At 45.8% G+C, this 14,437-nt stretch carries 15 protein-coding genes; 3 read left to right on the top strand and 12 right to left on the bottom strand.

Features of this window, described 5'->3' with window-relative positions:
• Positions 1-166 precede the first annotated feature (166 nt).
• The 10 genes from MJ612_RS09000 to MJ612_RS08955 all read right to left on the bottom strand — a co-directional run bounded on the left by MJ612_RS09000 (position 167) and on the right by MJ612_RS08955 (position 8,411).
• Positions 167-619 (bottom strand): hypothetical protein, encoded by a 453-nt coding sequence (locus MJ612_RS09000; RefSeq protein WP_187033161.1) that lies wholly within the window; start codon positions 617-619, stop codon positions 167-169.
• 13 nt (positions 620-632) lie between these two features.
• Positions 633-1,073 (bottom strand): hypothetical protein, encoded by a 441-nt coding sequence (locus MJ612_RS08995; RefSeq protein WP_187033160.1) that lies wholly within the window; start codon positions 1,071-1,073, stop codon positions 633-635.
• Between the two features lie 36 nt (positions 1,074-1,109).
• Positions 1,110-1,649 (bottom strand): RNA polymerase sigma factor, encoded by a 540-nt coding sequence (locus MJ612_RS08990; RefSeq protein ID WP_187033531.1) that lies wholly within the window; start codon positions 1,647-1,649, stop codon positions 1,110-1,112.
• A gap of 138 nt (positions 1,650-1,787) precedes the next feature.
• Positions 1,788-2,747, bottom strand: a complete 960-nt coding sequence (locus MJ612_RS08985; RefSeq protein ID WP_187033159.1) for a transketolase family protein — start codon at positions 2,745-2,747, stop codon at positions 1,788-1,790.
• Between the two features lie 63 nt (positions 2,748-2,810).
• Positions 2,811-4,205, bottom strand: a complete 1,395-nt coding sequence (locus MJ612_RS08980) for a vWA domain-containing protein (RefSeq protein ID WP_187033158.1) — start codon at positions 4,203-4,205, stop codon at positions 2,811-2,813.
• A gap of 40 nt (positions 4,206-4,245) precedes the next feature.
• Entirely contained in the window at positions 4,246-5,103 is an 858-nt protein-coding gene (locus MJ612_RS08975; RefSeq protein ID WP_187033157.1) for a transketolase, read from the bottom strand.
• Between the two features lie 95 nt (positions 5,104-5,198).
• The gene (bcp, locus tag MJ612_RS08970) at positions 5,199-5,648 is read right to left on the bottom strand and encodes a thioredoxin-dependent thiol peroxidase (protein WP_187033156.1); all 450 of its coding nucleotides are present in this window, start codon (positions 5,646-5,648) and stop codon (positions 5,199-5,201) included.
• 8 nt (positions 5,649-5,656) lie between these two features.
• Complete coding sequence (locus MJ612_RS18350; protein WP_317233044.1) at positions 5,657-7,561, bottom strand: M23 family metallopeptidase; 1,905 nt, start codon at positions 7,559-7,561, stop codon at positions 5,657-5,659.
• Entirely contained in the window at positions 7,548-8,159 is a 612-nt protein-coding gene (locus MJ612_RS08960) for a fumarylacetoacetate hydrolase family protein (protein ID WP_187033155.1), read from the bottom strand. The genes MJ612_RS18350 and MJ612_RS08960 overlap by 14 nt, the downstream gene beginning before the upstream one ends.
• A 114-nt stretch (positions 8,160-8,273) precedes the next feature.
• Positions 8,274-8,411 carry a hypothetical protein gene (locus MJ612_RS08955; RefSeq protein WP_187033154.1) on the bottom strand — a complete coding sequence of 46 codons (138 nt, stop codon included), beginning with the start codon at positions 8,409-8,411 and terminating at the stop codon, positions 8,274-8,276.
• Between the two features lie 116 nt (positions 8,412-8,527).
• Between MJ612_RS08955 and MJ612_RS08950 the strand changes: the two genes are divergently transcribed.
• Both MJ612_RS08950 and MJ612_RS08945 read left to right on the top strand, forming a co-directional pair.
• Positions 8,528-9,322, top strand: a complete 795-nt coding sequence (locus MJ612_RS08950) for a M48 family metallopeptidase (protein ID WP_187033153.1) — start codon at positions 8,528-8,530, stop codon at positions 9,320-9,322.
• 24 nt (positions 9,323-9,346) lie between these two features.
• Complete coding sequence (locus MJ612_RS08945; RefSeq protein ID WP_187033152.1) at positions 9,347-10,003, top strand: hypothetical protein; 657 nt, start codon at positions 9,347-9,349, stop codon at positions 10,001-10,003.
• Positions 10,004-10,053: 50 nt separating this feature from the next.
• Here the strand turns inward: MJ612_RS08945 and MJ612_RS08940 are convergent, their stop codons facing one another.
• Both MJ612_RS08940 and MJ612_RS08935 read right to left on the bottom strand, forming a co-directional pair.
• Positions 10,054-10,866 carry a 3'-5' exonuclease gene (locus tag MJ612_RS08940; RefSeq protein WP_187033151.1) on the bottom strand — a complete coding sequence of 271 codons (813 nt, stop codon included), beginning with the start codon at positions 10,864-10,866 and terminating at the stop codon, positions 10,054-10,056.
• A 4-nt stretch (positions 10,867-10,870) separates the two neighbouring features.
• A complete protein-coding gene (locus tag MJ612_RS08935; protein ID WP_187033150.1) occupies positions 10,871-12,256 on the bottom strand; it encodes a UDP-N-acetylmuramate--L-alanine ligase in 1,386 nt (461 codons plus the stop codon).
• Positions 12,257-12,471: 215 nt separating this feature from the next.
• Here MJ612_RS08935 and dnaB point away from each other — a divergent pair, with 215 nt between their 5' ends.
• Entirely contained in the window at positions 12,472-14,049 is a 1,578-nt protein-coding gene (gene dnaB, locus MJ612_RS08930) for a replicative DNA helicase (protein ID WP_187033149.1), read from the top strand.
• Positions 14,050-14,437: the final 388 nt, after the last annotated feature.

The raw sequence follows: 14,437 nt of genomic DNA, 5'->3' as shown, positions 1-14,437 counted from the left end.
CTTTAAAGAATTAGAAGATGCTGAGCAGGAGCAAAGGCTTTTGGTAAAGTGTGGGCTTTAAGGTTAGCTAGAGATTAAGCTCGAAATGCTAACCTAAGCTCAATAAAAACAAAAAGCGCCACCATTACAGCGACGCCTCTGCTCATTCAACTTAGCCAAAATTCTTTTATCTGGAAGCCCGGTTGTTGTCCAGGCGCTTTAGTAGCATTTTAGTGAAATCGCGTTCTCCTCGGTAGAGTTTGATCAGCTGTTTATTTGAGATCACGCGCATGTATCTTGCCGCATATTCCTGCTCCAGGGCAAGTTCTTTTTCGCGGGTTGTAAACATCGTTTCAATACGAGCTTTGGCCTCCTGTTCAGTCAGTTCATCTACATTTTGCCTGTAACCACTGCGGTATGCTTTTAAAAGTTCGCGACGCTTGGATTCGTACTCGTTGTAGAGTGGCCAGAATTTCTGAGCCTGCTCAGAAGTAAGCTCCATTCTATCCGTCAGGAAAGCAATTTTAGCGGCTTCCACGCGCTCGCGTTTCTCCTGTGCACTCTGGTTATCCTGCGCAAATGCAGTATCTGTGGCAAACAGCAACGCACAGAAAACCAGTAATAAAATATAACGCTTCATGCTATTGGGTGAATTAGTAATCAGTATCTCTTAAGTGATAATATTCCAGCTCTTCTTCGGCGGTGGCAGCGCTCACATTCAAAAATTCTGAAGTTAGCTCCTGTTGCTGCAGCGTATTCAGTTCTGCCAAGTCGGCACTCTCTACTGTTGCATAAGTGCTCAGGTAATCTACTATTTCGGTATCTGGTACGGTAGCCAGGTTTAATGCCTGCTGCTCCGGCACCGACTCTGAACTAAAGTAGAATACGCCAACAAACAGCAGCAACATAACAAGCGGTGCCACAGCTACCCGCAGGCTTTGCCATATCTGTACCGACAGCCATTGTTGTTGTGGAGTAGCAGCTGTACGCTCCATAATGCGCATTGGCAGGCGGTCGAAGTAATCTTCCGGCACCTGATACACATTGCGCTTGGGCAGGTCGCTTAAATTAAAATTTTTATGCTTGGTATTCATATTCTTACCTGTTAGATGGCGTTTACTTTCAATAGTTTAATCCTGCTTCAGAAATTCTTCAATTTTTTTAACAGCCAGGTGATAAGATGCTTTTAAAGCCCCCACAGAAGTACCTAGAATCTCAGAAATTTCCTCATACTTCAATTCGTCGTAATACTTCATGTTAAATACCAGGCGCTGCTTGTCAGGTAGTTTAAGGAGTGCTTTCTGTAGTTTAAGTTGTATCTCGTCGCCGGTAATATCCGTGGAAGAATCGATCTTTTCTGCCAGCTCCGTGGCAACATCATTTATCGGTAAAAAGAACTTTCTTTTTTTACTTGATAGGAAGGTCAGGCATTCGTTGGTGGCAATACGGTAAAGCCAGGTATAGAGCTGCGCATCCTGCCTGAAATTTTCCAGGTGCTTCCATACTTTCAGAAAAACTTCCTGCGTAAGGTCGTCGGCGTCTTCATGGTCGATCACCATCTTGCGGATGTGCCAGTATACTTTCTGCTGGTACTTCCTTACAAGCTGGTTAAAGGCCAGGTTTCGGCTGTCAGGGTTAGCGAACTTCTCTAATATCTCTTTGTCTTCCACTTTTACAGGTAACAGTAAATAGTGTGCAGTAAACAGTTCTAAATTAGCAGTAAGCAGTATAAAGAAAAACAGGCTGTACTTTTCCAGCACAGCCTGTTAACTTATAGTTGTTAACCGGTTACTGTTAACTGAGCACTGTTAAGCTTTTTTTCTGCTGATGGCGCGCTCTACAGCAGCTACGATGTTGTTTTCAGTCAGGCCATACTTCTCCATTAACTGGTCTGGCGTACCAGACTCGCCGAAAGTATCGTTTACGGCTACATATTCCTGAGGAACAGGATTGTTTGAGATCAGCACCTGTGCTACGGCATCGCCAAGACCACCAAAACGGTTATGCTCTTCAGCTGTAACGGCGCAACCTGTTTTAGCTACAGACTTTAAGATGGCTTCCGCATCCAAAGGTTTAATGGTGTGGATATTTATAATTTCAGCGTTGATGCCTTTTTCCGCCAGGATATGACCTGCAAGTATAGCTTTCCAAACCAGGTGGCCGGTAGCAAATATACTTACGTCAGTTCCTTCGTTCAGCATCAGGGCTTTACCAATTTCAAATTTCTGATCGGCAGGCGTAAAGTTAGGAACCGTAGGACGGCCGAAACGCAGGTAAACCGGACCTTCGTGCTCGGCAACAGCTATAGTTGCTGCTTTGGTCTGGTTAAAGTCGCATGGGTTGATAACGGTCATGTGCGGCAGCATGCGCATCATACCAAGGTCTTCAAGTATCTGGTGTGTAGCACCGTCCTCGCCCAGCGTTAAGCCGGCGTGAGATGCACAGATCTTAACATTCTTGCCAGAGTAAGCTACCGACTGACGGATCTGGTCGTACACGCGGCCTGTAGAGAAGTTGGCAAATGTACCTGTAAATGGAATTTTACCACCGATGGTCATACCGGCAGCAAGGCCGATCATGTTGGCTTCGGCAATACCCACCTGGAAGAAACGCTCCGGAAACTCTTTCTGGAAGGCATCCATTTTAAGTGAGCCGGTAAGGTCGGCGCACAGGCCAACTACATTTGGGTTAGTGCGGCCAAGCTCCAGCAAACCAGCTCCGAAACCAGAACGGGTATCTTTTTTCTCTGTGTATGGAAAATCTTTCATTGTATACTTTTATCTCTTAAAGGTCAGAAGTTGCTAGCTATACTTTAAAGTATAACCTGTTAATTATCTGTTAAAAATCTTTACATTGGTTGTTGCCCCGGACCGAATATTGAAATCCTGCACATCTGTAAACTTACTTGACTGTGCATTCTTCATGCGGTACACCAATTTATAGTTACCGGGCTGCAGCGGTATAGTTACTTTGCTATTATTCTCAGGCAGGTTGCATAACCATTTTTGTGTACCGTTTTCATCTAAAGTATAAATGCTGCCATAGCCCTGCATCTGCGAAGAGATAGAAAGCTGGCCTGGCGGCGGTATGGTTATGGTTTTAATCTGCCCTTGTTTCAGTTCTACATCTTTCAGGTATACCCGGGGCATGCTCAGTACTTCCAGGTCATACTTTCCAGTCAGGTATTTATGCTTATCACCGAAAGGCTGCACGTTCAGGGTTCGCACTTCACCAGTTTGGCGTACTATAGTCTGCAACTGGCCGTAAGGCGATGGCCCATCCTGGCGCAGGTATAAAATGCCCTGAGGTGCCTTTACTTTGATGACATTATGGCGGCCTGATCTTATTTTGAGGTCGCGTTCTATTACCACAGGAGTAGTGTTCACTACCAGGTCATAAGGCATCAGTGCATCAATCTCCAGCATATCTGGCTTACCCTGCGAGGTAAGGTAGTGCACAAAGTTATACTCCGGCAAACCAGTAAGCGAGTTCAGGAACGTCATGTTCACGTTCGTTTCTACCGTGCGGCCATTCTCGTCCTGTAACTCCACGCTAACGGTGGTTTCGCTTAATGTCTGGGTGACGATCTCGGTGAGCACGTTCTCAAAGGTTTTTACATCGGCAGCATTAAAGTACTGGCCAATGCAGTTGAGCTGTTTTTCGTACTCGGCTTCTATACCTATACCTATTACAAACGGGCGCAGAAAAATACGCTTTCTTTGCAAGGCCAGCGACACTGCACAGGGATCACCGTTACAAGATTCCAAACCATCTGTAATCAGGATTACTACATTTCGCGCACGCGGGTCTTCCGGAAAATCTTTTGCTGTTTGCTCCAGAGAATAAGTAATTGGTGTATTCCCCCGCGGAATTATCTCACCCAGCTTTTTCTTAACTGTACCTGCATTCTTTACCGCAAAAGGTACTTCCAGTCTGGTATCCTTGCAGTCGTTTAGCTCGCGGCCGTGCTGGTGGCCGTAAGCCCGTAAGGCTACTTCCACGTTCTCAAACCGCTCCAGCGAATCTACAAGGTGGGCCAGCAGGTCTTTCGCAACGCTCATACGGTCGCTATTCTCCCATTTGGCCATCATACTCCCCGAAGCATCCAGCAGAAACAGAATGCGTGTTTTAGGCTTTGGTTTTTTATCCTGGGCAATAGCCATTCCGGTTGCTGTTAAAACCAGCAACAGCAGGAGAATCCCTACCTTTCTAAACCAGAATGCCATGGTTTCCTAACCGAAGTATAAAACTGAAATCTATAGCTTATTAGTAATCTGATGCATGTTTAACTGCCAGCTGCTGCAGTGCAATTTCCAGCTGCTCGTCGTTTGGTGCTACACCGTGCCATTTGTGCGAACCCATCATAAAGTCTACACCATAGCCCATTTCCGTGTGCATCAGTAACAATACTGGCTTTCCTTTTCCTGTCTGGGCTTTAGCTTGTTCCAGGGCCGGTATCAGTGTTTCAAAGTTGTTACCGTCTGCTTCCAGCACGTTCCAGCCGAATGCTTCAAACTTGTTGCGCAGGCTTCCAAGGCTCATTACTTCATCCGTAGACCCATCAATCTGCTGACCGTTTAAGTCTATCGTTGCAATGATGTTATCTACTTTATGGTGAGCAGCATACATGGCAGCTTCCCAAACCTGACCTTCTTCTACCTCACCATCGCCCATCAGCACGTACACCAGGTTGTTGTCTTTGTTCAGTTTTTTAACCTGCGCAGCACCAACAGCTACCGATAAACCCTGGCCCAACGAGCCTGAAGCTACACGAATACCTTCCAGGCCTTCTTCAGTAGCCGGGTGGCCTTGTAACCTTGAGTTTAATTTACGGAACGTGGCAAGCTCAGCAACATCAAAGAAACCAGCGCGAGCCAGTGTACTGTACCATACAGGGGAGATGTGGCCGTTTGACAGGAAGAACAGGTCTTCGCCCTGACCATTCATTTTAAATTCAGTGCTGTAGTTCATGAGCTTGAAGTACAGCGACACGAAATAATCAGTACAGCCAAGCGAACCGCCCGGGTGGCCGGAATTTACTGCATGCACCATACGCACGATATCGCGACGTACCTGAGATGAAATGTCTTTCAGCTCTTCAATGCTTTTGTTGTGTGGATTCACGGTTTTAAGTATGAATTAGAAATTATGAATTAAGAATTGGTATTCAAATATACGAAAAGCGCAGCTACCCGTGTGGATAGCTGCGCTTCTTATGTTTACTTCAGGATCTGCTGTGTGTGGTCGGCGGTCTTTACCTTAGTTATGATATCCTGTATCACCCCGTTTTCGTCGATAACGAACGTATAGCGCATCGTGCCCATATACTTCCGGCCGTACATTGATTTCTCCTGCCACACGCCGTACTGCTCTACAATCTGTTTCTCGGTATCGGCTATCAGGGTGAAGGGTAGCTCATACTTGCTGATGAACTTCTGGTGCGATTTCTCGCTGTCTATACTTACCCCGATTACTTCGTAGCCTTCTTTTTTCAGGTCGCTATAGTTGTCGCGGAGGTTACAGGCCTGAGCGGTACAGCCGCTGGTATCGTCTTTCGGGTAGAAGTATAAAATTACTTTTTTACCGCGGTAGTCGCTCAGCTTAACCGTATTTCCATTCTGGTCTTTGCCTTCAAACTCCGGGGCTTTATCGCCGATATTCAGATTCATAGTTTACGTCAGATTTTGGTAGTGTAAGTAGCTTCGTTTCCGGCTATGTCTTTTACCTTCAAAATTACTTCACCGGACAAAGGTACACTTTTATCGAGTTTTTCAGAGTAAATCAGCGCCTGTTTGTGCTCATATTTCATTAGTACCCACTGGCCGTTTACCCACGCATTAAATGATTGTACCCCTGACAGATCATCGCCAATCTTAAACCTGATCTGGGCCGGGCTTTTGCCGAGCAGTTTTATAGTTGGTGCCTTGGTATCCTGCATTACTTTAAACTTGCCCATATTTTTGGTACTGAACGTGATGGCATTGCCATTCCATTTGCCGCCCGTAAAGCCACGTCCGTTTCCTAAACCCAAGAAGTATACAGCCGCTTTATCCAGATCTATACCTGTGGTATCTACTTTAATGGTAACATTTATGGCTTTATGCAGTGGTGTATAAAAATCACCTATGGTAACTACATCGCTGTTCTTGCTGGTGTTCAGGTACAATGTATCGTACAGCGATTCTTTGCCGAAATCTATGCTCAGGTAGTCATTTTTATAGTTTACTTCTACACCTGGCGGGATCATTTTTTCATAAGTAAAGCTTTTGCCTACGTTACAGAAACCTATCGAATCCGGCATACCGGCGCGCAGGTCGTATAAAGCCACCGATGCTGAGTTAGCCATATAACTTGGTACCAGGTCAAAACGCTTGCCACTTACAAACAACTCCACATTGCGCGGCGTGCTGCTGGTATCGGTAGCGCTAACTTTTAATATATTCCCGATGATCTCGTAATGCATATCCGGCTTTTTTACCGTTTTGGCAAGCGTTTGGGTAAATACCGGTTTCTGGCCTTTCACTATAAAACTAAGTGTAGTCGCATTATTATAAGTATCCTTAGCAACCAGTTTTACCTGGTACGTGGAGTCCGGATGCACACTAAAGCGGCCTTGTTTGCCATTGGCTTTATAAAGTGGCAGGTCGTTGCCGTGGTCTATAAATGCTTTCTGGAAGGTGCGGCCATTGCGCTTATACATATAATAGTTAATGTGCTGTGATACCTGGCGCGACAGCTCAAAAGGAACCTGCTCTATTTCATGGTTATAGATCGGTTTGTTATTGACATAAAGCGTTACCTCCTGCGTGCCGTTTTGGTTGGTAGTTCCGTCGTAACGGTCCGTAGTCTGTATTTCTAACCCCAAGAGCCCATTTGCATAAATAGTGTCAGGTATGCTATAGTTAGTGCCTACTTTCTTAGTGCGATATTCCGCTCTGTTAAACTGGTTATTGATGCGCGCATGAATGTTAAGCGGCAAAATGCCCAGACTAAAAATATCCGGCGGTGTGGTATCTATTATCTCAGCAAACTTATACTTCAGCGGGTTATACAGTCTGTCCTGGGCATCACGAATTTCGAAGTGCAGGTGCGGACCACCGGAGCCACCTGTGTTACCTGATAAGCCTATAATATCCCCACGCTTTACCGGGAACTGGTCTTTATCAAAAAACAACTCCAGTTCAAAGGTCTGCTTCTCGTATTGCTTCTGAAGGATGTGCGTGCCCAGCGGATCGCCAAACTTTTGTAGGTGTGCATAGGTAGTCGTCAGCCCGTTAGGGTGCGTAATGTAAATGATGTTGCCATACCCGTACGTAGATTGCTTAACCCGTGAAATATAGCCATCGGCTGCAGCATATACATTCAGGCCTTCCCGCTGGTCAGTTTTAATATCCAAACCGCCATGGAAGTGGTTGGAACGTATCTCGCCCATACTTCCGGAAAGGTAATTGCGTTCGCCGGGTTTTATCGGGAACAGGAAATAACCAGGGGTTGGCGTGTAAGGCGGATTGTACTGGGCTGCCAGGTCCAGGGTGCTGAGTATGGCAAGTATAAAAAGCGGGAATATCTTATTTAACTTCAAAATCAAGCAGTTTTCTGTCTTCAATATAGCCTTCTAATCTGTCGCCAATCTTAACCGGGCCTACGCCTTCGGGTGTACCTGTAAATATAATATCGCCTGTTTTTAGCGTAATAAAGCGGGAAATGTAAGAGATGATATCATCGAAATCGTTCATCATCAGCTGCGAGCTTCCTTTCTGCTTTGTCTCGCCGTTCACATCCAGCCTAAAGTTGATATTCTTCAGGTCCGGGAACTGGTTTAGAGGTATAAATTCTGAGATCGGGGCAGAACCATTAAAGCCTTTGGCCAACGTCCAGGGCAATCCTTTGGCTTTGGCTTTGCTTTGCAGATCGCGGGCCGTAAAGTCTATACCCAGGCCAATGCCATCGTAGTACTTGTGTGCAAACTTTTTATCAATATTCTTTCCTTCGCGGCAAATACGAAGTATAAGTTCTGCTTCGTGATGGATGTCGTTACTAAAGTCCGGGTAATAAAAAGGCTCGTTGTGGCGAAGTATGGCTGTGTCCGGTTTAAAAAAAATGACAGGTTCGTCGGGTACTTCGTTCTTTAGTTCAGCTATATGGTCGGCGTAGTTACGCCCGATGGCTAAGATTTTCATTGGTGCGGAATAGATGTAAAGGGTTCTGTATTCCAAAAATAACGTTTCTAACGAATTGTACAGAAAAAAGTGATGAATTTATTGTTAACGGCACTATGGTTCTGATCTATACTTCTAAAGTATAGCCAGAATGTACTGCCAGCCTTGATTGGCAAGTATAAAGTATTGCACAACTATAGCCTGTCTCTGGAACGTATAAATGTGCAGGTAATTGTCTTTTGGCGGGAGTGACTGATACTGAGTAAGTAACAAGGTTTATACTTCCTATATAGCAATTTCCTGATTTATTTATCGTTGGATATGCTGGCTAATACTATTTTTGGTTCAGAATTTGAACTATAAAGTATAGTCATTAAAAATTTAAAATTATGTATAAGAAAATAATAACTTTTTCAGCAGCTGTAGTTATGATGGCTGCCTGTACCACGGTACCAATTACGGGCCGTAAACAATTTAACCTCGTATCCGACGCGCAAATGCAGTCGATGAGTTATGACGCCTACGACCAATTCTTAAAAGAGCATAAACTATCGCGCGACGCACAGTCTACTGCTATGGTAAAACGTGCCGGCCAGCGCATTCAACGAGCCGTGGAGCAATACATGGCACAAAATGGAATGTCAGCTGAATTACAGGGTTTTGCATGGGAATTTAACCTGATTGAAGACAAACAAGTGAACGCATGGGCCATGGCTGGCGGAAAAACCGTAGTTTATACCGGAATTTTACCAGTTGCACAAAACGAAACTGGCCTTGCTGTCGTAATGGGCCATGAGATAGCTCACGCAATTGCCAAGCACGGTAACGAACGAATGAGCCAGGCATTGGCGCAACAGTTCGGCGGACAAACACTTTCAGCACTGGCTGGTTCGCAACCAGGCACAGCTCAGAATTTGGTGATGGCCGTTTATGGCGTTGGTTCACAGCTCGGAATGCTTAAGTATGGCCGTACCCAGGAAACAGAAGCTGATAGATTAGGTTTGATATTTATGGCTATGGCAGGGTATAACCCTGAGGCTGCTATTCCGTTCTGGGAGCGTATGGAGGCAAAAGCAGGCGGACAGGCACCACCCGAGTTCTTGTCGACTCACCCGAGCGCCGGCACACGCCTGAACAACCTGAAGAGCTTTATACCTGAAGCAAAAAAATATTACAGAAAATAAAGCCCATTAAAGCACCTAACATCTATGTCTAAAATCACCCTTATGCGCCACTGGTACACAATGCCGGTTAGCGCCCGCCTGGTTGCAATATTTGCAATTGTGCTCCTGATGGCCGGGGCCTGTACCCGCCGCGAAGCATTTCCGGAAGAGAGCGAAGACCCTGAAGAACTAGCGGAAGGAGAAAGTGCTGACTCAGCAGCTTACAACGGGCAGCTTTTAGCACAGGTGGTTTTCGATAGTGTGGATTATATTGTACCACCTCAGGACCTGATGCAGCCTTTTATTAAGGAGTTCGGCGATGGAACGGTGGTAGATAAGGTGATGATACGTAAGGTGCAGGAGACAAAACAGGATAAAGCCGGATATTACTTAGTAGGCATGGGTATACGCAACGGTGCTTACCGTGCTATGGCCCTGGAGCTAGATGTAGCCTCCGATAACAGTTTATACCTAAGTAGTAACAGTAACAAGTATATATGCGGTGCCGGAACAGGCTGTAGTTTCTGCTACTTTACATTTTCGGGTAACCAGATAACAGGTTGCGAATGTGAAAGCCGCGCCCCTGGCAACTTATGCGAGCAGAAAGAAAGCTCTACAAATCAGTTGCTAAAAGATGCAAGGTTACGGAACATGCGGGAAGGTGAAACAAAAAGACCTGCACCGGTTCCCCAACCAGATTAAACAAAAAAGGCTGCCATTACTGGCAGCCTTTTTTGTTTGTAAAGTATAGCTTACGATATACTGCTCTGCATGCTGCGCAGGCGGATGCGGGTTAAGATCTTTTTAGTATACAACGGGAAATCACCTTTCATCATCCAGTCGTAATAAGTTGGTTCTTTTTGCAGCACCTCCTCTACTGCTATATTCTTATGCTTGCCAAAGTTAAATACTTCCTGCCCAGCATTATTATAGACTATGCGGCCAGCCAAATCAGCTGTTTTCTGGAACGTGAACTTATGCAGCTGCGCCATATCATTCTGTACCGGAAATTCTTCAATGCCTTCCGTAATCTCAACCGGGGTGTTCTGGTAACGGTCCAGTTGGGCCATTAAAATATGGTAAGTTGCTACCGTATCAGCTTCAGCACTATGTGCATTTTCCAAAGTTTTATCGCAGTAGTATTTGTAGGCTGCTGATAAGGTACGTTGCTCCATCATATGGAAAATACGGCAGGCATCTACTACATTTCGATTATCAAGGTCAAAATCAATACCTGCACGCAGAAACTCCTCGGCCAGCAACGGGATATCGAACCTGATCAGGTTATACCCGCCCAGGTCGCAGCCTTTCATGAACTCATCTAAGTTTTTAGCCACCTGTGCAAAAGTAGGGCAGTCCTTTACGTCCTCATCGTAAATCTTGTGTATCAAACTCGACTCCAGCGGAATTGGAATTGTCGGGTTGATCTTGCGGGTTTTCAAAATTTCCTCGCCGTCGGGCTTAACTTTCAGCACGCTTATTTCTACAATTCTGTCTTTGCAGATGTCGGTGCCGGTGGTTTCCAGGTCGAAGAATACGATGGGGCGTTTCAGGTTCAGTTTCATAAAATTATGCGTTTAGAACCGCCTTGGTCAGCGCCTCCATGTTGATGTTGTTATAGTTGCCCGAGCTCATAAGCAGCAGGTTGGCGTTCTGCCAGTTATAGTTTAGCAGGTGCTGCTGCAGTGCTTCAGAGTCTGTGTATACTTTCAGGTTAGGGTTTTTGAAAGCAGCTTTCAGCTCTTCTTCCGTCAGCATCTGCATGCGCTTGTGCTCTATGGTTTTCGGGTTAAAGTAAACGATTGCCTCGTCTGCTTTATCCAGGGCACCGGCATACTGGGGTATAAAGTCTTTGTTCAGGCTGCTGAAGGTGTGCAGTTCCAGGGCAGCTACCAGTTTGCGCTGTGGATACTGCGCTTTTACAGCTTCGGTAGTGGCTTTTACTTTTGATGGAGCATGGGCAAAGTCACGGAAGATAACCGTGGTGTCTGTTTCTCCTAATTTTTCAAGTCGCTTGGCTGCACCTTTAAATGTTTTCAGAGCCTGGTAAAAGTCGTGTGCCTTTATACCTATCTTCTTGCACACTTCCTTGGCCGCATTAATATTGCGCAGGTTATGTTCCCCGAACAGCTGTATCTCAATGTCGCCGTCCTTTTTGGTGTGCAGTATAGTTTTACCTTCTTTTATCGTATGCTCGTGCACGCCATACCCTATATAGTTGATATCAGCAGGGTTGCGCGGCACGGCTACTAACTGTACCTGTTCGTCATCTTTTGTATAGATCAGGGTACCGGCTTTAGGGGTCATTTCAGCAAAAATGCGGAACTGGTCGCGGTACATTTCCGGGTCCGGGAACACGTTGATATGATCCCAGCTGATGCCACTGATCACGGCAATGTGGTGGTGGTACAGGTGGAATTTAGGTACGAGCTTGATCGGGTCAGACAGGTATTCGTCTCCTTCAATGATAATGATTGGTGCATCATCGGTTAGTTTTACCATTCGGTCGAAGCCTTCTATCTGGGCACCAACAGCATAGTCAAACTTACGGCCTAACGTCTTCAGCACATGCATGATGATAGACGTGATAGAGGTTTTGCCGTGACTACCGCCGATTACAATGCGCTGTTTGTCTTTGCTTTGTTCGTAAATAAACTCCGGGAAGGAATATATTGGTAATCCCAGCTCCTGCGCTTTTAATAACTCGGGATTATCCGGGCGGGCGTGCATACCCAGTATAACAGCGTCTATAGTTTTATCCAGCTTCTCCGGGAACCAGCCTTCCTGGGCCGGAAGTAAGCCAGCCGCAGCCAGCCTGCTTTTAGCGGGTTCAAAAATCTCGTCGTCTGATCCTGTTACGTGCAGGCCTTTGTCGTGCAGGGCCAGTGCCAGGTTGTGCATAATGCTTCCGCCAATAGCAATCAGGTGGATGCGTTGTAATTCCTTCTTCTCCATAAAACCGTGCAAATGATATTGCAAACAGACAAAGTTAGAAGACCTTTGCTAAATAAAAATAGCTATACACTAATATGTGGATATTTTGTGGAAAGGTGTATGGAAATCTTTTTATATTGTTAACAGGTCGGGTAAATAGTGTTGATATGTGCGTGAGGAATTTTTAACAACTAATTGCCTGCGAAGGCTATATAAGAAGCTATATATTTGTGCTTATGGAGGAAATGCAAATGAACGTACGCCCGGCGGGACAACGCAACGGATGGCAGAAGAAAACACCTGCTGTATCGGAGCTTGGCAAAAAGCCACCGCAGGCGCTGGATCTGGAAGAGGCCGTGTTAGGCGCTCTGATGTTAGAAAAAGATGCCCTTACTACAGTAATCGATATTCTGCGACCGCAGAGTTTTTACAAGGAAGCACATCAACGCATCTTTAAAGCTATACTTGCTTTATTCGATAAGTCGGAGCCGATAGATATACTTACCGTTACGCACCAGCTGCGCGAGCAGGGCGAACTGGAACTGGCCGGCGGCGCATATTATGTTACGCAGCTTACTACCCGCGTAAACTCGGCAGCAAACATCGAGTACCACGCACGTATCATCACCGAAAACTCCATTAAGCGCGACCTGATCACTATTTCTTCGGAAGTACTGTCGAGCGCTTTTGAAGATACCACCGACGTATTTGAGCTGCTGGATAAAACCGAGGCCAAACTATACGAGGTATCGGAATCCAACATTCGTAAGAATTTCGACGACATGCGCTCGTTGATGCACCAGGCTATTAAAGAACTGGAAGAGAAGCGCAAGCAGGATGATGGCTTGACAGGTGTTCCGACAGGCCTTACTGCTCTTGACCGTGTAACTTCAGGCTGGCAAAAATCCGACTTAATTATACTTGCTGCCCGTCCGGCAATGGGTAAAACGGCCTTCGTACTTTCGTGTATGCGCAATGCGGCGGTTGATTTTAAGAAAGGTGTTGCCATTTTCTCACTAGAGATGTCGTCGCTGCAGCTGGTTAACCGTCTTATTTCGTCTGAGGCTGAGCTTGATTCTGAGAAGATCAAAAAAGGTAGCCTGGAAGAATACGAGTGGGCACAGCTCAACCATAAGATCTCTAAACTGACGGAAGCACCTATCTTTATCGATGATACCCCAGGTCTTTCGATCCGTGAGTTGCGTACCAAGTGCCGCCGACTAAAAGCGCAGTACGATATACAGATGATTATTATTGACTACCTGCAGCTGATGAGCGGTAACGCTGAAGGCAAGGGTGGTGGTAACCGCGAACAGGAGATTGCCTCCATCTCGCGTGCGCTTAAAATGCTGGCGAAGGAACTTAACGTACCTGTAATCGCATTGTCACAGCTAAGCCGTGCCGTGGAAACGCGTGGTGGCGATAAACGACCACAGCTTTCTGACCTTCGTGAATCCGGGTCTATTGAGCAGGATGCTGACATGGTTTGCTTCCTTTACCGCCCGGAATATTACGGTATCACTGAAGATGAAATGGGTAACCCGACAGCTGGTGTGGGTGAGGTGATCATTGCAAAACACCGTAACGGTTCTCTGGAGAATGTGCAGCTGAAGTTTATTGGTAAGTATACAAAGTTTACTAACTTGGATTCTGATTTTGCCGGAGACGGGTTTAATAGCTTTAATGCCTTACCAAATAGTACCTTCGATGCCGAAGCACCTGGCTCTATCCGTTTAGGAAGCCGCATGAACGATGGAAGCAAAGGAAGTGGCGGTTTCCCAAGTTCTAATTTTGATGAAGAACCGCCATTTTAATTTTTAGTTAAGATAATATACAGCTAGTGTTTGCGTTTAAGCAGCATTGGTTATAGTATAAAAGTATAGCCAAAGGTAGATTAGCCGCTGTGCCAAAAGCCAGCGGCTTTTCGTTTTCTATAGGTTTATGTTTTATACTTTCTGTTGTCATTCCGAGCGTAACCGAGGGATCTTATATGTCCTATAGTTGAGGTTTATACTTATTCAGACCAAGTTATCCTTTCATAGCCACTAGTAGTCCTGGGAGCTTTACCTACCTACAGATCTATAGTTTCCTTTGGTGCCCTCATGGCCGGGAGGCCTCGTCTTTGGGCCTCGCGCTGCTGATTTGAAGCTACCCTCGCTGTGCTCGTGTTGCCTTGCGGCACCGCAACAAATCAAAGGCGCT

Origin of the sequence: Pontibacter deserti, from assembly GCF_023630255.1 — a bacterium.
Classification (GTDB): Bacteria; Bacteroidota; Bacteroidia; order Cytophagales; family Hymenobacteraceae; genus Pontibacter; species Pontibacter deserti.
This window is presented reverse-complemented; position numbering and strand designations above follow the sequence as displayed.

Bases quoted from the DNA above. Each gene is read 5' to 3' on its own strand.
- MJ612_RS09000 (WP_187033161.1), bottom strand. From the start codon at position 619: ATGAAGCGTTATATTTTATTACTGGTTTTCTGTGCGTTGCTGTTTGCC.
- MJ612_RS08995 (WP_187033160.1), bottom strand. From the start codon at position 1,073: ATGAATACCAAGCATAAAAATTTTAATTTAAGCGACCTGCCCAAGCGC.
- MJ612_RS08985 (WP_187033159.1), bottom strand. From the start codon at position 2,747: ATGAAAGATTTTCCATACACAGAGAAAAAAGATACCCGTTCTGGTTTC.
- MJ612_RS08980 (WP_187033158.1), bottom strand. From the start codon at position 4,205: ATGGCATTCTGGTTTAGAAAGGTAGGGATTCTCCTGCTGTTGCTGGTT.
- bcp (WP_187033156.1), bottom strand. From the start codon at position 5,648: ATGAATCTGAATATCGGCGATAAAGCCCCGGAGTTTGAAGGCAAAGAC.
- MJ612_RS08960 (WP_187033155.1), bottom strand. From the start codon at position 8,159: ATGAAAATCTTAGCCATCGGGCGTAACTACGCCGACCATATAGCTGAA.
- MJ612_RS08950 (WP_187033153.1), top strand. From the start codon at position 8,528: ATGTATAAGAAAATAATAACTTTTTCAGCAGCTGTAGTTATGATGGCT.
- MJ612_RS08945 (WP_187033152.1), top strand. From the start codon at position 9,347: ATGTCTAAAATCACCCTTATGCGCCACTGGTACACAATGCCGGTTAGC.
- MJ612_RS08940 (WP_187033151.1), bottom strand. From the start codon at position 10,866: ATGAAACTGAACCTGAAACGCCCCATCGTATTCTTCGACCTGGAAACC.
- MJ612_RS08935 (WP_187033150.1), bottom strand. From the start codon at position 12,256: ATGGAGAAGAAGGAATTACAACGCATCCACCTGATTGCTATTGGCGGA.
- dnaB (WP_187033149.1), top strand. From the start codon at position 12,472: ATGGAGGAAATGCAAATGAACGTACGCCCGGCGGGACAACGCAACGGA.